The organism is Lutibacter sp. TH_r2, from assembly GCF_033101135.1.
GTDB lineage: Bacteria > Bacteroidota > Bacteroidia > Flavobacteriales > Flavobacteriaceae > Lutibacter.
The window spans coordinates 459,541-482,230 of record NZ_JAWMPV010000001.1 but is presented as its reverse complement, the minus strand read 5'-3'; the positions used below and the strand labels follow the sequence as shown (position 1 = coordinate 482,230).

16 protein-coding genes are annotated in these 22,690 nt (G+C 30.3%); 5 read left to right on the top strand and 11 right to left on the bottom strand.

Annotated elements, in window-relative coordinates; genetic code table 11:
* The first annotated feature begins 3 nt into the window (after positions 1 to 3).
* Positions 4 to 1,593, top strand: a complete 1,590-nt coding sequence (locus tag R3X25_RS01940) for a hypothetical protein (RefSeq protein ID WP_317671327.1) — start codon at positions 4 to 6, stop codon at positions 1,591 to 1,593.
* A 100-nt stretch (positions 1,594 to 1,693) separates the two neighbouring features.
* Here the strand turns inward: R3X25_RS01940 and R3X25_RS01935 are convergent, their stop codons facing one another.
* The 6 genes from R3X25_RS01935 to R3X25_RS01910 all read right to left on the bottom strand — a co-directional run bounded on the left by R3X25_RS01935 (position 1,694) and on the right by R3X25_RS01910 (position 10,332).
* Positions 1,694 to 2,992 (bottom strand): carboxypeptidase-like regulatory domain-containing protein, encoded by a 1,299-nt coding sequence (locus tag R3X25_RS01935; protein ID WP_317671325.1) that lies wholly within the window; start codon positions 2,990 to 2,992, stop codon positions 1,694 to 1,696.
* A 112-nt stretch (positions 2,993 to 3,104) separates the two neighbouring features.
* Positions 3,105 to 3,992, bottom strand: a complete 888-nt coding sequence (locus tag R3X25_RS01930; RefSeq protein WP_317671323.1) for a dienelactone hydrolase family protein — start codon at positions 3,990 to 3,992, stop codon at positions 3,105 to 3,107.
* Positions 3,993 to 4,118: 126 nt separating this feature from the next.
* Positions 4,119 to 6,248, bottom strand: a complete 2,130-nt coding sequence (locus tag R3X25_RS01925; RefSeq protein ID WP_317671321.1) for a M3 family metallopeptidase — start codon at positions 6,246 to 6,248, stop codon at positions 4,119 to 4,121.
* Between the two features lie 22 nt (positions 6,249 to 6,270).
* Positions 6,271 to 7,650, bottom strand: a complete 1,380-nt coding sequence (locus R3X25_RS01920; RefSeq protein ID WP_317671319.1) for an MFS transporter — start codon at positions 7,648 to 7,650, stop codon at positions 6,271 to 6,273.
* Between the two features lie 194 nt (positions 7,651 to 7,844).
* Positions 7,845 to 9,545 (bottom strand): lysine--tRNA ligase, encoded by a 1,701-nt coding sequence (lysS, locus tag R3X25_RS01915; protein WP_317671317.1) that lies wholly within the window; start codon positions 9,543 to 9,545, stop codon positions 7,845 to 7,847.
* Positions 9,546 to 9,825: 280 nt separating this feature from the next.
* Complete coding sequence (locus tag R3X25_RS01910) at positions 9,826 to 10,332, bottom strand: DUF456 domain-containing protein (protein WP_317671315.1); 507 nt, start codon at positions 10,330 to 10,332, stop codon at positions 9,826 to 9,828.
* 130 nt (positions 10,333 to 10,462) lie between these two features.
* Here R3X25_RS01910 and R3X25_RS01905 point away from each other — a divergent pair, with 130 nt between their 5' ends.
* The 3 genes from R3X25_RS01905 (at position 10,463) to R3X25_RS01895 (ending at position 13,181) form a co-directional block, all read left to right on the top strand.
* Positions 10,463 to 10,834 carry a BlaI/MecI/CopY family transcriptional regulator gene (locus tag R3X25_RS01905; protein ID WP_317671313.1) on the top strand — a complete coding sequence of 124 codons (372 nt, stop codon included), beginning with the start codon at positions 10,463 to 10,465 and terminating at the stop codon, positions 10,832 to 10,834.
* Positions 10,831 to 12,543 carry a M56 family metallopeptidase gene (locus R3X25_RS01900; RefSeq protein WP_317671311.1) on the top strand — a complete coding sequence of 571 codons (1,713 nt, stop codon included), beginning with the start codon at positions 10,831 to 10,833 and terminating at the stop codon, positions 12,541 to 12,543. Before R3X25_RS01905 ends, R3X25_RS01900 begins: the two co-directional genes overlap by 4 nt.
* Positions 12,544 to 12,704: 161 nt before the next feature.
* On the top strand, positions 12,705 to 13,181 hold the full coding sequence (locus R3X25_RS01895) for a hypothetical protein (protein ID WP_317671309.1): 477 nt from the start codon (positions 12,705 to 12,707) through the stop codon (positions 13,179 to 13,181).
* On the opposite strand, the gene obgE is transcribed toward R3X25_RS01895, so the two are convergent.
* From obgE to secDF, 3 genes are all read right to left on the bottom strand, one after another.
* Positions 13,178 to 14,170 (bottom strand): GTPase ObgE, encoded by a 993-nt coding sequence (obgE, locus tag R3X25_RS01890; RefSeq protein ID WP_317671307.1) that lies wholly within the window; start codon positions 14,168 to 14,170, stop codon positions 13,178 to 13,180. The two genes, R3X25_RS01895 and obgE, sit on opposite strands and share 4 nt — an antisense overlap.
* Positions 14,171 to 14,211: 41 nt before the next feature.
* A complete protein-coding gene (locus tag R3X25_RS01885; protein ID WP_317671305.1) occupies positions 14,212 to 15,330 on the bottom strand; it encodes an adenylate kinase in 1,119 nt (372 codons plus the stop codon).
* Between the two features lie 133 nt (positions 15,331 to 15,463).
* Positions 15,464 to 18,451 carry a protein translocase subunit SecDF gene (gene secDF / locus R3X25_RS01880; RefSeq protein WP_317671302.1) on the bottom strand — a complete coding sequence of 996 codons (2,988 nt, stop codon included), beginning with the start codon at positions 18,449 to 18,451 and terminating at the stop codon, positions 15,464 to 15,466.
* 171 nt (positions 18,452 to 18,622) lie between these two features.
* Between secDF and R3X25_RS01875 the strand changes: the two genes are divergently transcribed.
* Complete coding sequence (locus R3X25_RS01875) at positions 18,623 to 20,299, top strand: formate--tetrahydrofolate ligase (RefSeq protein WP_317671300.1); 1,677 nt, start codon at positions 18,623 to 18,625, stop codon at positions 20,297 to 20,299.
* A 297-nt stretch (positions 20,300 to 20,596) separates the two neighbouring features.
* Here the strand turns inward: R3X25_RS01875 and R3X25_RS01870 are convergent, their stop codons facing one another.
* Together R3X25_RS01870 and R3X25_RS01865 are read right to left on the bottom strand one after the other, a co-directional pair.
* Positions 20,597 to 21,520 carry a malate dehydrogenase gene (locus tag R3X25_RS01870; RefSeq protein WP_317671298.1) on the bottom strand — a complete coding sequence of 308 codons (924 nt, stop codon included), beginning with the start codon at positions 21,518 to 21,520 and terminating at the stop codon, positions 20,597 to 20,599.
* A 141-nt stretch (positions 21,521 to 21,661) separates the two neighbouring features.
* The gene (locus R3X25_RS01865) at positions 21,662 to 22,690 is read right to left on the bottom strand and encodes a DUF6588 family protein (RefSeq protein ID WP_317671296.1); all 1,029 of its coding nucleotides are present in this window, start codon (positions 22,688 to 22,690) and stop codon (positions 21,662 to 21,664) included.

Sequence of the window (22,690 nt, the reverse complement as noted above, 5' to 3'; positions counted from 1 at the left end):
ATTATGAAAATTAAAACATTTAAAATATATATACTATTTATACTTTTTGCACTAACATTTAGTTCTTGTGAAGAAGATAATGAAGTAAAATTATCAGAGACAAATCACCAAGTGATTTACACTTCGGAAATGGATTTTGAAAACACCATACAAGTAAATGGAAAAATTTCATTTTCAGATGTATCACAAGGTATCATTTCTAGAGAATGGACATTTCCTGAAAATGTTGTAGATATTATAGATTCTGAAAACGATTTAACATCTACTGAAGTAACTGTAAAAACGTACTTTAATGAAGCAGGAATTTACGATGTAAATTTACATCAAGAATTTAAAGGAGATGCTTATGTTGGTGAAACTATAAAAGGAAAATCATTAGATACTACTATTGTAATTACGGTTTTAGATTACCTGAACGCTTCAATTACTGCTAATTATATTAATGAAGATGGATCAACTGGAGCTGCTTTAAATTTAGCTGATATGGCTGAAAACGAAGTAACAGCAAGTAAATCTATTCGATTCTCACAATCAACTATTGGAGGTCCTGAAAATTTTAATTGGACTTTAGAAGGTGGTGATCCTGAAACGGTTTCTGGCGAAGAAAATTCAATTGACATTAAATACAAAAAACTAGGTGTTTATGATGTAAAATTTATAGCTTCAAGAGCAAGACCCGAAGGCGTTGACACCGTTTATTTCAAAGATTTAATTAAAGTAATTCCTTCAACAGATCCAGTTGATTTAGAAAAAATCACAGCAGATGAAGATGGTAATATTTTATTATTGTTTAGTAGAGAAATGGATGCTTTTACGTTAGATAAGGCTAATTTTTCAGTTTCTATTAATAATGGAGATAATTCTATTCCTGTAGTAATATCAAATGCTAAAGTAGATACTGTAGATGGTACTATTATAGTATTAGAATTAGATGGAGATAGAGTTTATAATAATGATATTGTTACCGTAAGTTATTCTCCAGGTGTGTTAATGACTACAGATGCTGTTGCTGCAACAGCGTTTACCGATGTAGTTTTAGAATTTGAAACATACAATATTTTACAAGATACTGATTATGATTATAGTTTTGAAAACACTACAGCAACTGAATGGCCTTACCTTTGGTGGGGTGGAAATTGGGGAATGTTTGACCTAGAAGTTTCATCCTCTAACGCTCAAGACGGTTCTAAAAGTGCTTATGTAGAATACCATGAAAATGGAGGTATGATTATTGGACACAATGATCTTGGTGGAACAGCAGTTACGGTTCCTATTGTAGCCGGACAAGCTTATGAATTTGGACTTTGGATTTATGTTACTGAAGACTTTGTAAGTAATCCATACCCTTTAAATGATTCTGTTTTTGAATCTGATATAAGAATTTACCCAAGTGATTGGAGTTTTGAAGCGCTTGTAACGTTATTTAATGAAGATTTTCCTATTGGAGAGTGGGTTTATACTAATGCTTTTGTTACTGGAGCTAACGATTCAAATGTAAACTTTTTTATAAGAGGTTATAACGTTGGAACCGATAAAAGGTTAAAATTTTACATGGATAATTTAAGTGTCTCTAAAGTATCTCTTAGACCTTAATATTATATTTAATTAAGTTTAAACTCCTCTAATATAAATTGTTTATTAGGGGAGTTTTTTTATTAGGTAGTGTTTGTTTAAATTATTATTCAACACATAACTAATCTTGCTTTTTTCTTTTAAGTTGTTTTTGAATTTTTTTGATAGCTGATTCTATAGGTTTTTCGGGTTCAATTACATTGTAAGTTCCCCAGAAATCTGGATCAGAGAAACCAGAAGCCTCATCGCTCATAATTACAGATTTTTTTAAACGTTCTTTGTACTTTATGGTTGGTTTTTCTGAAAGTGTTTTCCAATCTGTAATAGCCATTTCCATAGTTGTATTATATATTGTATTGAACCATTTTTTATCCCAATTTACTTTAAAACCAAGTTCAATTCTACTATATCCATAATACCATTTACCGTTTCTAACTCTATAATCAATTTTATATTCAGCTTTAATAGGAGTAACTATTGCATTTTTAGGTTTTTTTATAATAAATATTTTTCTAGCTTTATTAATATTATTCATATTTAAATAAAATTTTGCGCTAGTTAAAGCCAAAGTTTGTGCATCTATGTATAACTTACCATAAAATAATGGATCTTTAATAAGTTTATTTTGTTTGAAGTTAATTACGTAAATAGGTCTATTATCAATTTTTGTTGATTTTCCAAATGTGAAATGATACTCATTTTCAAAACCTTCCTGAAATAAATCATACTTCATAATATCCATATATAAAGTATTAAATGGACCACCACTTAACTTAAATGCAACAGTATCTAGTTTTTTGTAATCTGTGTTTTTTCTAGACTTATAAAGTTGAAGTATATCTCTTTTGTTGTTCATGTAGGGCTGCTTGTTAATGTCTACAACAGCTTCGGAAAGTGAAACATACGATTTTCTTTTCTGAATAGTTTCTCTATAAAAAGCAGTCATATTGGTATGTGTATCGAAATAATTATGTTGTTTTTGTTTCAACATTTGCTTCACTATAGAAAGTGCATCTTTAGTAACAATATTTACTTCTGAAAGTTCTTCAATATGGGTGTCTAGTTTTATAATGTTTACCTTTTCATTTAAATCAGTAAGCTTATAAACACTACTTGTGTAACCTAAAAATGAAATTGTAATAGTTTTGTTATAGAGTTTTTTTGGAACTTTTAATAAAAATTCACCTTGCGAATTTGTAACAGTGCTAATGTTAGATTCATTAACATTTAATGAAGCAAAAATTAGAGGTTTTTTTGTTTTACTATCTATAACTTTTCCTTTATATCTATTAAATCCAATAGTGTCAGTTTCAATTAAATTTGAAGAATATCCTATATGTTGAATTCCTAAAAAAAGAATTAAAAATATGATTGGTTTAATTAAGCTTTTTTTTAATGATTTTTCTATTAAATTTTCCATCATATTAAATTTAAAAATAATTGATTATCTAAATACCTAATTTACTAATTTTTAGACAAATAAAAGGTGTTATTTATCAATTCCTGTTAAAAGGTTAAAAAAGTTTTTTTGATTATTTTAAGTTTTCTTTAAAGAAAGTAATGGTTCTACTCCAAGCAATATCGGCGGCTTTTTTATCAAATCTAGGCGTTGTATTATTATGAAAACCATGATTTACATTAGGATAAATAAAAGCTTGGTATTTTACATTGTTTTCTTTTAAAGCTTTTTCATATTCAGGCCAACCAGCATTTACTCTTTTATCAAGTTCGGCGTACTGTAGCATTAATGGAGCTTTAATTTTTGGCACATCTTCAATTGCTGCTTGTCTTCCATAAAAAGGAACAGCAGCAGATAAATTAGGTATTTTAACTGCCATCATATTTGAAATCCAACCTCCAAAGCAAAATCCTACAACTCCAACTTTTCCATTGCATTTAGGGTGTACTTTTAAATACTCATAAGCCGCTATAAAATCTTCCAACATTTCTTGTTGATTTCTTTTTTTTTGCATTGCTCGTCCATCATCATCATTCCCAGGGTAACCACCTAATGGACTTAAAGCGTCAGGCGCTAAAGAAATAAAACCTTCCAAGGCTGTTATTCTTCCTACATCTTCAATATACGGATTTAAACCTCTATTTTCGTGTACCACAATTACACCAGGTAATTTAGTTTCAGCTTCAATTGGTACAGATAATAACCCTTTGATTTCTCCACCACCTTTTGGTGATTTATAAGTGATAAATTTAGAATCTAGTCGAGGGTCATTTGCCAAAACTTGAATATTTTCTTTGTATTTTGGGCTTATAAAACTTAAAAGTGAAGGAACTGTTAAACCTCCAACCGCATAGATAGATAGTCTTTCAATAAATTTTCTTCTATCTAATTTATTGTGTGCATAATCATCATATAAATCTAGAATTTCTTGACTAATATCTTCTTTTTTGATTTTTTTCATAATTAGTAGTTTTTAATTTAAAGATTAGGTTGGTGTTAAATTGAACTAAATATAACAAATTCTAATTTATAAATAAAAAGGAGCTACTTTTTAAGTAACTCCTTTTAAAATAATATGTTAGTTCAATTATTTAACGGGAAAACCTCTATCTCTCATTAACGCTTCTACGTTCGCATCTCTACCTCTAAATAGTCTATATGCTTCGGCTGGATCCATAGTGTTTCTTGGTGCAAATAAATATTTCACCATTTTTGCTGAAAGCTCTTTATCGTAAAAACCACCTGGAGCTTTAGAAAATGCTTCTGCAGCATCAGCAGTTAAAACATCTGCCCACATATAACCGTAATATGCAGTTGCATAACCTTCACCAGAAAATACGTGTCCAAAATGTGGAGTTCTATGTCTCATTGGTAATTCTTTAGGCATATTCATTTCAGCCAACGTTTCTTTTTCAAATTTGGCAATGTCAATATTTGTTGGGTCAGCTTCATGAAGTTTCATATCCATAATTGCTGAAGCTAAATACTCCGTAGTTGAAAAACCTTGGTTAAAAGTTGAAGATTTTTTAATTTTTGCTACTAGTTCTTTTGGAATTACTTTTCCTGTTTTGTAATGAACCATAAATTGATTGATTAATTTATCAGTTCCTAACCAACGTTCTAAAACTTGAGATTGGAATTCGGTATAATCTCTAACACCTCCATTTAAAGTAGGATATTTTACTTCAGAAGAGAAAAAGTGTAATGCGTGTCCAAATTCATGTAAAAATGTAGTTGCATCGTCCCAAGAAACCAATAAAGCTTCACCAGGTGCAGGTTTTACAAAGTTTGAATTGTTAGAACCCAGAACATTCTTTTTACCATTAAAAGTAGAATGACTTCTATACGTTGTTGCCCAAGCACCCGAACGTTTTCCAGGGCGTGCAAACGGATCTAAATACCACAAGCCAATATGTTCTCCTGAAGTTTTATCAGTTACTTCCCATACTTTTACATCCTCATGAAATACAGGAACTGAACCTTCTTCTACTGGTGTAAATTTATAATTGAAAACTTCATCAGCTACAAAAAATAACGCATCTGTTAATTTGTCTAATTGTAAATATTGTTTTACTTCATCAGAGTCTAAATCGTATTTTTCTTTTCTAACTTTTTCAGCATAAAATCTGTAATCCCATGGTTCAATAGTTAGGTTGTCTCCGTTTTTATTTGCTACGGCTTGCATATCGGCAACTTCTTCTTTTACTCTTGCAATGGCAGCAGGCCAAACAGCATCCATTAATTTCATTGCATTTTCTGGTGTTTTTGCCATACGGTTTTGTAAACGCCAATCTCCAAAAGTATTGTAACCTAATAATCCAACACGTTCTTTACGTAGCCTTAATATTTGAGCAATAATTTTTTTGTTATCAAACTCATCGTTATTATCTCCACGCGAATAGTAGTTTTCCCAAACTTTTTTACGTAATTCTCTTTCAGTAGAATAGGTTAAAAAAGGATCCATATATGAGCGAGTGTTTGGAATAGCATACATTCCTTCTTTACCTTTGTCTGAAGCTATTTTAGCCATAGATTTCACCATTCCATCAGCTAGTCCACCTAGTTGATCTTTGTTCACGTAAACCACGTAGTTTTCTTCATCAGCTAAAACATTGTTCCCAAATTTTGTATATAATGAAGAAAGTTCTTTATCAATTTCGGCATAACGTTGTTTTTTTTGAGCATCTAGTTCAGCGCCATTCATTGCAAAACCTTCATAGGTAAGCTGAACAACTCTTTGTTGATCTGCTTCTAAAGGTGTTTTTAATGAGTTATCATAAACAGTTTTAATTCTTTTGAATAAAGCTTCGTTTTGCGAAATTTTTGATCTAAATTCTGAAAGAATAGGAGACATTTCTGCTTGAATTGCTCTAAATTCTGGTGAAGAAACATTAGCACTCCAAATTCCATAATATTTAAAAACTCTACTTAATTCTTCGCCTGCTTTTTCCATTGGAACAATGGTGTTTTCAAAAGTAGGCTCTTCGGTATTTGCAGTAATAGCATCAATATCTTTTAAATTTAATTCCATTCCTTTTTCAAGAGCTGGTTTTAAATCTTCAAGATTCATTTTGTCAAAAGCAGGAACACCACCAAAAGGTCCTGTCCATTCTTCTAACAATAAATTAGTTGTCATAGTTTCTTTATCTTTTGGTTGATTACAACTAATAATTGCCAAACAGCAGAAAGTTGCAAAAAATTTAATTGTATTTTTCATATAAAATTAGTTAGATTGAATTTTACTTTTTAGCATCTAAACGTTCAATTACTTTACCATAAATAATTAACGAAATAGCGGCAACCATTGCAATACCAGCAAAGAAATACCATATATAATGCGCATTTACGGCAGCTGCTTCCCAGGCTTCATGCGTTTCAAATAATTTTGGATCTGGGCAGTATTTTGATAGTAAATAACCAGAAATACCAAATCCAACTATTGATGCTATAAATGAATGTAGATGACTAAACCCTAAATACAATCCTTCTTCACCTTTTGGCGCTTGTAAAGAGAAAAATTCTAAAAAACGTGGTGAAATAAACGATTCAGCCAATGCTTGAAGTGCAATACCAATAATCATCATTAACGCTACTGGATGCATTATCATAAATCCTAAATCTATTCCTTCTCCGCCAAACCAGTTTCCTGATGCCATTGCAATAGCAGATAATGGCATAATAAACATACCAACTGTCATTGAGAAAAGAGGTGTTTTACTTGCCATAATTCTAGTTACAAAAGTTACTGTAAGTACAACTATTAATGGATTAACGTTTGCATACCAAGATGGAGCAGCACCTTCACCAGCCATACGTAATACGTATTTAGGCATGGTTGCATACAATTGATGTTGAACCATCCAGAAACCTGTGATAATAATTATTAATGTAATTAACCTTCCATTAGTTAATACTTTTACTAAAGCAGTCCAAATTTCACTAAACGTTTTTCCTTGTCCTTCTTGTTTTGCACTTTTATAAAAAAATATAATCATTATAAGCGCCAAAGCCGTCATTGTAGCAGAGAAAAAGTTAAGGTTAATTAACCCCATATCTCCCATAGAATCACGTAATGGTTTTACAATGGTTTTTCCTGAAAAGGCACCAATGTTTACCATCATGTAAAAAATAGAAAATCCAGCTGCTCTTGTTGCTTCAGTAGTTTCTTTAGCAACCGTTCCAGTAATTACTGATTTAATAAATGAACCTCCAAACATAATCACTAACATTACAGGTGCAATTAACCATTGATACGAAGACTCTTTTAATCCTCCTGCGAATGAGATTTCATCAGAATAATCTACAAGTCCTGCAGATTCAAGAAAAGTTGGTAATAAAGCTAAACCTAAATAACCAATAGTTAATAATGAAAAGGCTATTATTAAAGAGAATTTAAATCCGATTTTGTCTGCTAAAGCTCCAGTAAAAGTTGGTAATAAGTATAAACCTCCAGAGAAAACCCCAGAAATAATACCGGCTTCAATATCTGTGAATCCTAAAATTCGAGATAAATAAAGTGTAATTACAATAAAAACTCCATAATAAGCGGCTCTTTCGAGTAACTCAACAATGTTGGCTGTCCAAAATGCACGTGAAAAACCTTTTAATTTTTGAAACATGGTTATTGATTTAATTGAATAAAATAAAGCACCGAATTTACTAAAATTAAATGATACTATTTTTATGAATTTTAACTGTAGTTAATACTAAATACTTTTAAAAAGGTAATTATATAAAAAAAGGAACTACTTTTTTAAGTAATTCCTTTTTTTATATTTATAGATTCCTGCCTTCGCAGGAATGACATTTGTATTTAAACTAATTCAACAAATAAACCTTCGTCTGTATTATTAACTTTGGCAATATTGTTTTTAGTTAAACCTTTAATGGTTTTATCCCATTTTTTATTGCTTAAACCACTTTGAGTTTTTAATTCTGGTAACAATATTTTTTCAACTTTCTTCAACAATTCAAAAACAGCTTTTTCATCGTCGTTTAATTCAACTTCTGGAGCTTTTTTCTCTGGTTTCATTTGTGGGAAAAACAATACTTCTTGTATGGATGCATTATTGGTCATAAACATAACTAAACGGTCAATTCCAATTCCAATACCTGAAGTTGGAGGCATACCATATTCTAATGCTCTAATAAAATCTTGGTCAATAAACATAGCTTCATCATCACCTTTTTCAGATAGTGATAATTGATCTTCGAAACGTTCTCGTTGGTCAATTGGATCATTTAACTCTGAATAAGCATTTGCTAATTCTTTACCGTTTACCATTAATTCAAAACGCTCCGTTAAAGCAGGGTTTGTTCTGTGTTCCTTTGTTAACGGACTCATTTCTTTTGGATAATCTGTAATAAATGTTGGTTGAATGTAGTGATGCTCACATTTTTCACCAAATAGTTCATCAATTAATTTCCCAACTCCCATAGTTTCGTCAACTTCAATACCAACTTTAGTACAAACTTCACGTAATTCAACTTCATCCATTCCGGCAACATCAAACCCTGTATGAATTTTAATTGCTTCTAAAATAGGTACACGTGCATAAGGTGCTTTAAAACTTACTTGATTTTCGCCTATAGTAAGTTCAGTTGTTCCGTTAGAATCCATGGCAATTTTTTCCAATAATTCCTCTGTCATATTCATCATCCAGTTGTAATCTTTGTATGCAACATACAATTCCATTACCGTAAATTCTGGATTGTGAGTTCTGTCCATTCCTTCGTTTCTAAAATCTTTAGCAAACTCATAAACGGCATCAAAACCACCAACAATTAATCTTTTTAAATATAATTCATTCGCAATACGTAAATATAAAGGCATATCTAAAGCATTGTGATGCGTTTGAAATGGGCGTGCTGCAGCTCCACCAGGAATTGGTTGTAAAATTGGAGTTTCAACTTCTAAATAACCACGTTCATTAAAAAAATTACGCATTGAAGTGGTAATTTTTGTTCTTTTAATAAAAGTATCTTTAACATGGTCATTTACAATTAAATCTACATAACGTTGTCTGTAACGTTGTTCAGCATCAGAAAAAGCATCGTGCACTTTTCCATCAGCATCCGTTTTTACAACAGGTAATGGTTTTAAACTTTTTGAAAGTACTGTAAGTTCTTTAACATTTACAGAAGGTTCACCTACTTTAGTTTTAAAAACTTCACCTTTAATACCAATAATGTCTCCCATATCCAATAATTTTTTGAATACAGTATTGTATGAAGTTGTGTCTTCGCCATTAGCCATTTCATCGCGATTCAGATAAATCTGCATTCTTCCTGAAGCATCTTTTAATTCAGCAAAAGAGGCCTTTCCCATAATTCTTCTACTCATCATTCTTCCTGCTAAAACAACCTCTTTCCCTTCAAATTGTTCAAATTTTGAAACAACATCTTTAATGGTTGCTGTAGTTTTAAATTCTTCTGCAGGATAAGGATTGATACCTAATTCGCGTAATTTTTGTAACGACTCTCTTCTAACTATTTCAAGTGGTGATAATTGCATGCTGCTATTTTCTTTTATTTTTCGGTTCGCAAAGATACAACCAATTCACAAAAATTAGTAATTATAAAAGAAAAAGTATAATAATAAGAATTTCGAAGAAAAAATGTATATATTTGTAGCCTGCTTCGGCAGATTAGTTGTGTTGTTTTGACGTGAAAGCGTCAAATAGGTTTTTAAAACCAATGGAAAGCTTCCCGAAAAACCGGGACGCTTTTTTTGTTTTATAGCTATTGTGGTGATGGTATTTTTCACTACTCACTACTCACTACTCACTACTCACCTAAAAATTGAAAAACGCTTCTTTGTGCTCCCAAAATATTGAAAGATAAAACCCTGTAAATATTACCGCTGCAATAAACTTCATAAAAGCTGAAGTTAGAAATCCTAAAAACGACCCAAAGGCAGCTTTTAAAGCCCTTTTAGAATCTTTACTATCATTAATCATTTCTCCAACATAAGCACCTACAAAAGGTCCAATTATAATTCCAAATGGAATAGGAGCGATGATTCCAATTATTAAACCAAGCATAGTTCCAATTACACCGTATTTGGTTCCTCCAAACTTTTTTGTTCCCATTGCCGGGATTATATAATCAATTATCCAAATTACTATTGCAACTGCTAATGTAATTCCTAAAAAAGTCCAATCTTGTGGAATTACTTTTGTTAAATGAAGTATTAATAATCCAACCCAACTTGTAAATGGTCCAGGTAAAACGGGTAAAAATGAGCCAATAATTCCAAGAACTGCAAAAAAGAATCCTAGAATTAGTAAAAATATATCCATATTGTTTTTGTTTCAAAGTTAATAATAACTAGTGAATAGCAATTATTGTGCTAAATTTCAACTAAAAAATTAGTTTAAACTAAATATTTAGTTATATTTGTATTGTTGAACTAAAAAATTAGTTGAAAAAATGGATAAGAGATTAACAAAAGCAGAAGAACAATTTATGCAAGTGCTTTGGGAGTTAGAAGAGGCAAGTGTAAAAGAAATTATAGAGCAATTACCTAACCCAAAGCCAGCTTACAACACTGTTTCTACAATAATTAGGATATTAGAAACTAAAGAAGTGGTTGCGCACAAATCTAAAGGAAGAGGTTATATATATTATCCTTTAGTCAAAAAATCGGACTATAGTAATCAAAGTTTACAAAAGTTAGTAGATGGTTATTTTGATGGTTCTTTTAAAAGTTTAGTATCGTTTTTTGTGAAAAAAAATGATGTGGATATGAAAGAATTAGAATCAATTTTGAAGCAAATTAATGACAAAAAGACAGAAAAATGATAAATTATATAATTCAAGTACTGCTTTTTCAAGCCTTATTTTTAGCCGTTTACGATTTCTTTTTACAGAAAGAAACTTTTTTTAAATGGAATAGAGTTTATTTGATACTAACACCATTGTTATCATTTTTAATTCCGTTTTTAAAGTTTAATACTGTTCAACAAAATATACCTCAAGAATTTATAGTTCAACTTCCTGAAGTAATTATTAATCCTGAAGTTATAATTCTGCAAGCTTCAACTAATGTAAATGAAACTTATAACTATTTAAACTTACTGTTTGTTATTGGTGCATTTATATTTTTAATGATATTCTTCTGGAAATTAAAAGCATTAGTTAGCTTAATTACATCTAATAAAATAATTCAAAAAGAAGGTTTTAAATTGGTATTGGTTGAAGATAAGCAATCAGCATTTTCATTTTTCAACTATATTTTTGTGCATCCATCTTATCTTAAAAAAGAAGATTTTAAAATTATTCAACACGAATTAATTCACAGTAAACATTTACACAGTTTAGATTTATTATTTTTTGAAATATTAAAAATTACCATGTGGTTTAACCCTTTAATTTATGTGTATCAAAACAGAATTACAGTTTTACATGAGTATATTTCAGATGCAGAAATTTTAAAAACTTCAAACAAAGAGCATTATTTTAATCAATTATTAACCGAAACGTTTCATGTTGAAAACATTTCATTTATCAACCAATTTTATAAACATTCATTAATTAAAAAAAGAATTATTATGATTACTAAAGAAAAATCAAACAGCTTAAAACAGTTAAAGTATTTACTAATTATTCCTTTATTAGTTGGGATGTTAATTTTTTCAGCTTGTACAACAGAATCCAAATTTGATTCGGTAGAATTAGAAAATACATTAAGCTATAAAATTCCTTTAAATGGAAAGTATTTTGATGCAAAGTTTGGGAAAATATTTTTAGGAAGTCATTTAGAGGGCGAAGAAATAAATGAGAATCAATATACTAAAGAGGAAAGTGAAGCGGCATCGTTTATTAAGAATAAAAAGGGTTTAGAATTTAAAATAATGATTGATAGAAATGGAGAAAGAGTAGCATTTATAAAAATACCGCTACCTCCACCAACACCATTTAACGAACAAAATGAAATTGATTATACAGGAAAAGAAGATGTTCCATTTGCTGTGATTGATGAAGTACCTGTTTTTCCGGGTTGTGAAGATAATTCGGATACAAAAAAGTGTTTTCAAGAAAAAGTTACTACGCATGTAAGTTCTAATTTTAATTCTAAACTAGCTGATAATTTAGGTTTAGAGCCTGGACTAACAAGAATATTTGTAATGTTTACCATACAAAAAGATGGTATTATTGGAGAGATAAAGGCTCGTGCACCTCATAAAGTTTTACAGGAAGAAGCAGTTAGAGTAATAAATTCTTTACCAAAAATGCAACCAGGAAAACATCAAGGAAAAGCTGTAAATGTAAAGTACGCTTTGCCAATTGCATTTAAAGTTTCTGGAGATAACACTACTTCAAAAGAGGAAAATAAAAAGCTAAACAATGTTATTTATATGGTAGAAGGTAAAGAAATGGCTAAAAGTTTAGTCGATAAAATTAATGCAGATAACATTAAAAGTGTAAATGTATTAAAAGGTGAAAATGCTATTGAAAAATATGGAGAGAAAGGCGAAAATGGTATTATAGAAATTGTATTGAAAAAATAGCTAATTGTAAAAAAAAATAGCTTTTTTAGATGAAGTGAAGAAGCGATTGGGTTTATAAAAATTCTTCACTTTATTTAGAATGGAGTTAGAACTGATAATTAAAATTAGGAATTGTTACGTAACTTAAAAAGTTGTATTTTCACACATTGAATTGAAAGTCAATGTTGAAAAAGTTTTTATACTTAATTCTAGTTCCTTTTTTTATTTCTTCTTGTTCGTATTTTCAAAATCAAACGAACAAGAAAAATACTATTCATGAAGTTGATACTTTAGTAGATTTTACAAGTGTTGATGCTTTTCCATTGTTTCCTAATTGTACAGAAATTCCTTCTAGAGAAAAACAGCAGATTTGTTTTCAAATGGAGATGTCTCAACATATTTACGCTTCCTTAAAAAAACATCAATTAAACGCATTAGAATTGGTTAATGATACTGTTTTGGTAAAGCTAAAAGTAAATGCTGAAGGAAAAACAACGCTTTCAAATGTTGAAATTTCTGAAGACACTAAAAACAAATTCCCTCAATTCGATAGTATTTTAAGAGTTAGTATTTCTCATATACCTATACTTAAACCTGCTATTAAACGAGATATGCCAGTAACTACACAGTTTGTGTTGCCAATAATTTTAAAAAATTAATTATTTAGCATTTTCCAGAGTGTATCTTTTAATTCTGTTAAACCTTGTTGTGCAATAGACGAAATAAATAGAGTTTCAATTCCTTTTGGAAGCTCTTGTTTAATTTCTTCCTTTAATTCGTCATCTAACATATCGCATTTAGAAATTGCTAATAATCTTTCTTTATCTAGTAATTCAGGATTGTGTTGCTTTAATTCATTTAAAAGTATTTCATACTCTTTTTGAATATTATCTGAATCAGCAGGAATTAAAAATAATAAGGTAGAATTACGCTCAATATGACGTAAAAAACGATGTCCTAAACCTTTTCCTTCCGCAGCGCCTTCAATAATTCCAGGAATATCAGCAATTACAAAAGTTTGATAATCTCTATATTGAACAATTCCTAAATTAGGTTTTAGAGTTGTAAAAGCATAATCTGCAATTTTTGGTTTTGCAGAAGTTATTACAGATAGTAATGTAGATTTTCCTGCATTTGGAAAACCAACCAGGCCAACATCAGCAAGTAATTTTAATTCTAGTTGAAACCAACCTTCTTTACCATCTATTCCAGGTTGCGCATAGCGCGGCGTTTGATTTGTAGATGATTTAAAATGCCAGTTTCCACGTCCGCCCATTCCACCTTCTAGTAGAATTTGTTCTGTATTTTCATTTGTTATTTCAAATAGAACTTCTTGCGTTTCACCATCTCTAATTATGGTTCCTAAAGGAACTTCAATGTACACATCTTCACCATCTTGTCCGGTACTTCTAGATTTACTTCCATGTCCACCAGATTCAGCTCTAAAGTGTTTTTTAAATTTTAAGTGAAATAAGGTCCATAAATTAGGATTAGCTCTAACAATTATATGTCCTCCACGTCCACCATCTCCACCGTCTGGACCACCTTTAGTTATATATTTTTCACGGTGTAAATGTGCTGATCCACCACCTCCTTTTCCAGAGCTAGCAAATACCTTAATATAATCAACAAAATTTCCGTCTACCATGATTTTTTTATATTCTAAAGTTAAAAGCTTATTTAAAACTTTTATAGTTTATCAAATATTTGACTTAAACGTTCAGTAATTTCAGGAATTGATCCAACTCCGTTAGCACCAAAATATTTGTTTTGCGCTTGGTAATAATCTTTTAAAATAGCTGTTTTTGTATTGTACTCAACAAATCTATTTCGAATTTTACTTTCGTCTTGATCGTCACTTCTTCCACTAGTTTTTCCGCGTTCTAATAGTCGTTCAACTAATAAATCTTCAGATACTTCTAGAGCAACCATTCCATTAATTCTTTCTCCTTTTTCTTCTAAAAATTGATCTAATGCTTTTGCTTGTGATTCGGTTCTAGGAAAACCATCAAAAATAAATCCGTTAGCGTCAGAATTTTTGTCCACTTCTTCTTTCAGCATATTAATAGTTACTTCATCAGGAACTAAATTTCCATCATCCATATAAGATTTTGCAAGTTTTCCTAATTCAGTTTCGTTTTTAATATTAAAGCGGAAAACTTCACCTGTAGAAATATGTTTCAATTGGTATTTGTCTCTTAACATTTCAGCTTGTGTTCCTTTTCCTGCTCCCGGAGGGCCAAATAATACAATGTTTTTCATTTTAGGTTCTGTAGTTAATTGATAAATTTCTTCTAAATTTCTTCCAATACCATCATAATCTAATCCATAACCAACAATAAATTTATCTGGAATTGGAATTCCAATATAATCTATTGGTAAAGCTTTTTTAAATACATCAGGTTTAAAGAACAGCGTAGCTATTTTAAGTTGTTTTACTTTTTTATCTTCAAAAATTTGATAAATTTCTTGAAGTGTATTTCCGGTATCAATAATATCTTCTAAAATAACAACAGTTCTTCCTTCTAAATTTTCATTTACACCAACTAGTTGTTTTATTTTTCCTGTTGAGTTTGTTCCTTCGTAAGAAGCCAATTTTACAAAAGAAACTTCACAATCACTATTGTATTTTCTAATAAAATCGGCGACAAACATAAACGAACCATTTAAGATGCCAATAAATAAAGGTGTATCAACATCTTTTAAGTCTTCTGTGGTTTGATCAACTAGTTTTTGAATAGCTTCATCTATTTGTTTTGATGAAATGTAGGATTTAAAATACTTATCGTGTAACTTAATAATGCTCATTGTGTTGCTTTCTTGCAAATTTAATAATCAATATGAAATATTAAATTTAATTTACTACTTATTTATTAATTTGAAATATAAAAACCGTTTTGAACTATCAAAACGGTTTTTAAAATATATAGTTTATTCTAAATTACTTTTTGTCTTTATTCAATTTCTTTGTAGAATCAAACATAATTGGAGATGCAATAAATAGTGAAGAGTAGGTACCTACTATAACACCCACAATTAATGCAAACATAAATCCTTTAATAGAATCTCCACCAAATAAGAAAATTGCAGATAATACAACTAATGTAGTAGCTGATGTATTTATAGTTCTACCTAAAGTACTACTCAAAGCTCTATCTACAACTTCTTTAAAATTCCAAGAAGTATGTATTCCAGTAAACTCTCTAATTCTATCAAATATTACCACGGTATCATTCAATGAATAACCTACAACTGTAAGTATAGCCGCAATAAATGATTGTCCAATTTCCATATCAAATGGTAATACTTTCCAGAATAATGAGAAGATTGCTAATACAATTAATACATCATGAAATACAGCAGCTACAGCACCTAAACTATATTGCCATTTTCTAAAACGTAATAAAATGTATAAGAACACAACTAATAATGATCCGAAAATTGACCATCCAGCTGCTATTTTAATATCTGATGCAATAGTTGGTTCTACTTTAATAGAACTCATAACACCAGCTATTTTATCTCCATCAAATCCAGGTTTAAATTCATCCATTGATAATCCTTCAGGTAAATAACTTTTTAACCCTGTGAATAATAATTCTTGAACTTCATCATCAATATGATTTCCTTCCTCTTCAATTTTGTATTTTGTAGTAATTTTTAATTGACTTGCATTACCATAAGATTTTACTTCAGGAGCACTTCCAAAAGCGTCTTTTAGCGTAGCTGCAACATCAGTTGGGTTTGTTTCTTTATCAAATTTTACAACATAGTTTCTTCCTCCAACAAAATCAACACCATAATTTAAGCCATTAGTAACTAAAGATCCGATACCAACTAAAATTACAATACCAGAAATTACATAGGCAATTTTACGTTTTCTTAAAAACTCAATATCAATTCTATGGAACCAATTTTTAGTAATGTTTGTGTTGAAAGTGAATTTTTTGTCTTTTGCAGCATACCAATCAATTAATAAACGTGTAATAAATACAGCTGTAAATAATGAAGTAATAATACCAACCATTAAAGTATAAGCAAATCCTTTTACCGGTCCTGTACCAAATACATATAAAATAACACCAGTTAACATTGTTGTAATGTTAGCATCAATAATGGCAGATAAAGCACCTTTAAAACTAAATCCGTGTTTAATAGCTGCTTTTAAAGCTTTACCTTTTATCAATTCCTCTTTAATACGTTCGAAAATAATTACGTTTGCATCAACTGACATACCAATTGTTAAAATAATACCAGCAATACCAGGAAGTGTTAATACAGCTCCAAATGCAGTTAAAATTCCGAATATAAATAAAATGTTTACTGCTAATGCAACATCAGCAAAAGCACCTGCTTTTCCGTAATAGAAAATCATCCATAATAACACTAAAATAAGTGCTAATCCAAATGAGCGGAATGAACTATCAATTGCTTTTTGACCTAATGATGGTCCAACAACTTCAGATTGAATAATGTGTGCAGCTGCAGGTAGTTTACCAGCTTTTAATACTGTAGCAATATCTTGTGCTTCACTTACCGTCATACTTCCACCAGAAATAGAAGTTCTACCTGTAGTAATTGGAGTGTTAACAATAGGAGCAGTGTAAACATAATTATCTAAAACTACGGCTACAAACTGACCAACATTGTCCGTTGTCATTTTACTCCAATCTCTAGTTCCTCTTACATTCATAGTCATGCTAACTTCAGGAGCTCCAGTTTGACCGAATTCTTGACTAGCATCGTCAATTACATCACCTTCAATTGGTGCAACATCTTCACGGTTAGATTTAATGGCGTATAAGTTAATTAATTCAACTTCTTCATTAGTTGAAGAAAGTGTAGCTTTAAAAGGTTTAGCATCCCATAAAAATTTAGCGTACTTCATGTCGTTAGACAGTAAAGCTCTAACTTCTGGCATTGCAAAATATTTATTCACTTTTGCAGTATCTGCAACTTTAGCGTTACCCAACATTGAAGAAACTTGTTCCTGACTTTGTGGAAAGTTTGGAGTAAAAACTGAAAATAGATTATTTGAAGGTTTAACTGCTAATGAGTCTGAAACTTCACCTAATAAATCGTCAACTTCTTCTTCTTTAGTTTCAGGTTCTTCTTCAGTATCTTTCAATAAATTCTCTACTACAGAATTTGCTTGAATAAAGAAATTTGAAACTTGTTGGTTAGAGTATACTTCCCAAAATTGTAATTCGGCAGTACTTTGTAATAATTTTTTTACACGGTCAATATCTTTAGCTCCAGGCAATTCAATTAAAATTCTTCCTGAATTACCAATACGTTGAATGTTTGGTTGTGTTACCCCAAATTTATCAATTCTACTTCTTAAAACTTCAAAAGCTGTATTTACTGATCCAGTAACTTCTGCCTCAATAATTGGCTCTACTTCATCGTCAGTTAGTTTGAAATTAATTTTTTCACGAAGTGATTTATTACCAAAAATACTTGGATCACTTAATTTAACTTTTCCGTTACTAATAGTTTTAAATTCTTCAAAAAATAAATTTAAAAATGTTTTGTCGCTACTTTTTTGTTTTTCAGTTGCTTTAGCTAAAGCTTCGTTGAAAGTTGGATTTTTTGAATCGTTAGATAAACTAACTAAGATATCTCTAACAGATACCTGTAAAATAGCGTTAATACCACCTTTTAAGTCTAACCCTAAATTTAGCTCTTTGTCTTTAATATCATTGTAGCTAAATTGAGCGAAACCTAAATCAATTGCAGGTTTATTAGCAACTGAATCTAAATAGAAACCTTCTAATTTAGAAATTTCTTTACTATCATTAGTTCTTGTTTCAGCATAAGTTGTTGCTTTATTTTCAACATTTTTAGTAAACCATGTAAATGATAACTGGTATAAACTTACTAATCCGAATAGAATAGCGAATAGTTTAATAAGTCCTTTGTTCTGCATTATAAGTTATTTTAAGTATAAAATTTCGTTTATTATAAACGTGCAAATATATAATTTCAATAAGGATTTAACAATTCTTTTTAGGTTTTTATCACTATTATTTAGTGGTAACACAAATAACGCTAATCTCATCATGTAATTTTATATATTTGAATACCAAAAATGATTAAAATGGAATTCTTAAGTGATATTGAAATAGCACAACAAAAGAAATTAAAACACATAAAAAAAATAGCAGTAAAAATTAATATTGATGAAGATGATTTGGAGATGTATGGGAAGTTTAAAGCAAAACTTCCATTAAATTTAATTGATGAAGAAAAAATAAAACAAAACAATTTAGTATTAGTTACTGCCATGACTCCAACACCTTCAGGCGAAGGTAAAACCATGGTTTCAATTGGTTTAACCGAAGGTTTAAATAATATTGGAAAACAAGCAACTGTTGTTTTGCGTGAACCATCTTTAGGTCCTGTTTTTGGTATTAAAGGTGGCGCTGCAGGTGGCGGATATTCTCAAGTGGTGCCAATGGAAGATATTAACTTACATTTTACAGGAGATTTTAATGCTGTAGAAAAAGCAAATAATTTATTAGCAGCTTTAATTGATAATAATTTACAAAGTAAATGTTGTAGCTTAAATCTTGATCCAAGAACTATTCTTTGGAAACGTGTTATAGATATGAACGATCGTTCTTTAAGGCATATAACTATTGGTTTAGGCGGTACAGCTCATGGAATTCCACGTGAAGATGGATTTAACATAACACCAGCTTCTGAAGTAATGGCTATTTTATGCATGGCTACAGATTTTGAAGATTTAAAAAAACGATTGGGTGATATTTTTGTTGGATTTACTTTTGATAGAGATCCAATTTTTGCAAGAGATTTAAAGGCAGAAAACGCTATGGCTATTTTATTAAAAGATGCCATAAAACCAAATTTAGTTCAAACGTTAGAAGAAAATCCAGCAATTATTCATGGTGGTCCATTTGCTAATATTGCTCAAGGAACAAATACCATAATAGCAACCAAAATGGGATTGTCACTCTCTAATTATGTGGTAACTGAAGCTGGTTTTGGAGCAGATTTAGGAGCTGAAAAATTTTTAAATATAAAATGCCAAGCTGCAGGTTTAAACCCTAAAGCTGTTGTTTTGGTAGCAACTATTAAAGCTTTGCGTCATCATGGTGGGGCTGCTAAAGACGCAATTAATACTCCAAATTTAGAATTGGTTAAAAAAGGAATTTGTAACCTTGAAAAGCATATTGAAAACATTCGTAAATTTAAAATACAACCTGTTGTAGCAATAAATATTTTTATTACTGATACTGAAGAAGAAATTAATTTTGTAATTGAAAAATGTAAAGAGCATGGTGTTCAGGCAGTTGTAACCAAAAGCTGGGCTGAAGGTGGACAAGGTGCAATAGATTTGGCGCAAGCAGTAGTTGATGTAGTTGAAAATTCAACAGAAGAATTTACACCTTTGTATAATTGGAATATGCCAGTTAAAGATAAAATTGAGAAGATAGCTAAAGAAATTTATGGAGCGGTTAAAGTTGATTTTGACAAAAAAGCGAAGTTAAATTTAAAGCGAATTGATAAACTTGGATTTAACAATTTTGCAGTTTGTATGGCAAAAACGCAAAAATCATTTACCGATAATGAATTTTTAAGAGGAAGACCGGAAAATTTTGTTGTTACTGTTCGTGAAATTGAAATTTCAGCAGGAGCAGGATTTATAATTCCAATTTTAGGTCAAATGATGCGTATGCCTGGTTTACCTGCTACACCAGCATCTGAAGGAATGCATATTGATAAAAATGGAGTTATTTCTGGATTATCTTAATAATAAGGTTGTGCTATGAATAATAATCATATAAATTATATAGAGTTTAAGGCTTTAAATATTGAAAAAATAAAGAAGTTTTATATTATTCAAATTTGGAATTAATTATGAAAAATATAATTAATTCTGGAGGAATAATTTCTAAAGAAATTTTCTCTTTTCCGGGGAAGAAGATTTCATTTTATAGATCCTTCAGGTAATAAATTAGCTGTTTGGTCTGATAAATAGTTTAAATAGGTACATAAAAAAGCCTCCAATTTTTAAAATTGGAGGCTTTTTAAATATGTTAAAATTAGATTAATCTAATAATGCATTTGTTTTTTTAACACCTTCAGCACTTGTATGAAGTTTTGCCATTTCTTCTTCAGACAATTCAACTTCAACAATTTTTTCAATTCCATTTTTACCTAAAATACAAGGTACACCTATTGATAAATCGCTTAAACCGTATTCACCTTCTAATAAAGCTGAACAAGGAAACATTTTTTTAGAATCTAAAGCAATAGCTTTTACTAATTCTGAAACAGCAGCTCCTGGCGCATACCAAGCACTAGTTCCTAATAATTTAGTTAAAGTAGCACCACCAACTTTAGTAGCTTCAACAACTTCTTGCATTCTTTCTTCAGATAAAAATTCAGAAACTTTTACACTGTTTCTTGCAGCTTTTCCAATTAATGGAACCATTCCAACATCGCTATGTCCACCAATTACCATTCCATCAACATCTGATGAAGGGCATTCTAAAGCTTCAGCTAGTCTAAATTTAAAACGAGCACTATCTAAAGCACCACCCATACCAATAATTCTGTTTTTTGGTAATCCAGTTGCTTTGTGAGCTAAATAAGCCATTGTATCCATTGGGTTACTAACAACAATAATAACTACGTTTGGAGAATATTTAATTAAGTTTTCAGAAACTGTTTTTACAATACCTGCATTAATTCCAATTAATTCTTCACGAGTCATTCCTGGTTTTCTAGGAATACCACTTGTAATTACTGCAACATCGCTATCTGCAGATTTTGAATAATCATTTGTAACACCAGTTATTTGAGTATCAAAACCATTTAATGATGCACATTGCATTAAATCCATAGCTTTACCTTCGGCAAAACCTTCTTTAATGTCAACTAAAACTACTTCTGAAGCGAAATTTTTTATAGCTATGTACTCGGCACAACTTGCACCAACTGCACCAGCTCCTACTACTGTAACTTTCATATATTTTGTTATTTGTTAAGTTAAAATTCGATTGTAAAAATACAAATTTTTAAGTAATGAAAGTAACACTTGATTAATCAATTTACGAAATCGTTATTTTAACTATTTTAAGCTTAAAATTATGATAAATATCATTATTAATTACCTAAAACTGAAAGCTATACCTGCTGTAACTGTGTTGTATTCTTTTATTGAATAATCACCAAATACCTTAAAAAAACCAAGGTTTAGTCTGGCTCCTAATTTTGCGCTAATTTCATTAGTGTCAAAATTCATACTTATTGGATCAGTAACAGAATTTTGTATTGTGCCAATTGTATTTCCTGCACTATCTTCAATATCATATTCTAATTCATAAGTTCCGTTTAGTTTTAAAGTGGAGGTTCCTTTTTCTAAACCAATTCCTCCATACAGTGATATCACTGGGAAGTCTAATGAAGCAATAGTTTGAATAGTGAATGTGTTTAATTCAAAAACAACTTCTTGATTGGTTCCTGCTAAACCATCAATTTCACCTATTAAATATTTTGCATCCATTTTTGTGAATCCTCCAAAAATTGAAATGTTTAGAGGGAGTTTTTCTAATGGACCCAAATATTGCATTAAATTATGTTTTAGTCCTAAACCAATAAGGTTTCCTTCAACTTCATCGGTTTTAATCTCTGGCATATAACGTATGGTAATATCTGTATCAAAAAACAATCCAACACTTGCTTGTAGCATTGGTGATGGTACTGAATTTAAAGGAACATCATTTTTAATACCGTTAGGCATACTAAAACTTGCTACTTTGTAATTTTCTGCTTCTGGAATTCTAATGCCAAATTCTGTATTATTTGCTCCTCCCATTACAGTGTTTACCGTAGAACTTCCAGATTCTAATGTTACATATTGATAATCGGCAGCATTAAATTGAAACGATTGAGAAGAGGTTGGAACCATTGCTGCATTTGCTAATATTGTAATGTCAAAACCAAATTTTTTATGTGTTTTAGCTGTATGATACCATCCGTTATTTAAACTAGACTGCATTCCTTCCATAACAGGAGACATATAGTTTTTCATAAGTAGGCTAGCATCGTCACTAGCTAATAATAAGTATTCTAATTCTTGTGATTTTGAGGAAATACTTAAAAGTAATCCAATAAAAAGTAGGGATAATTTTTTCAT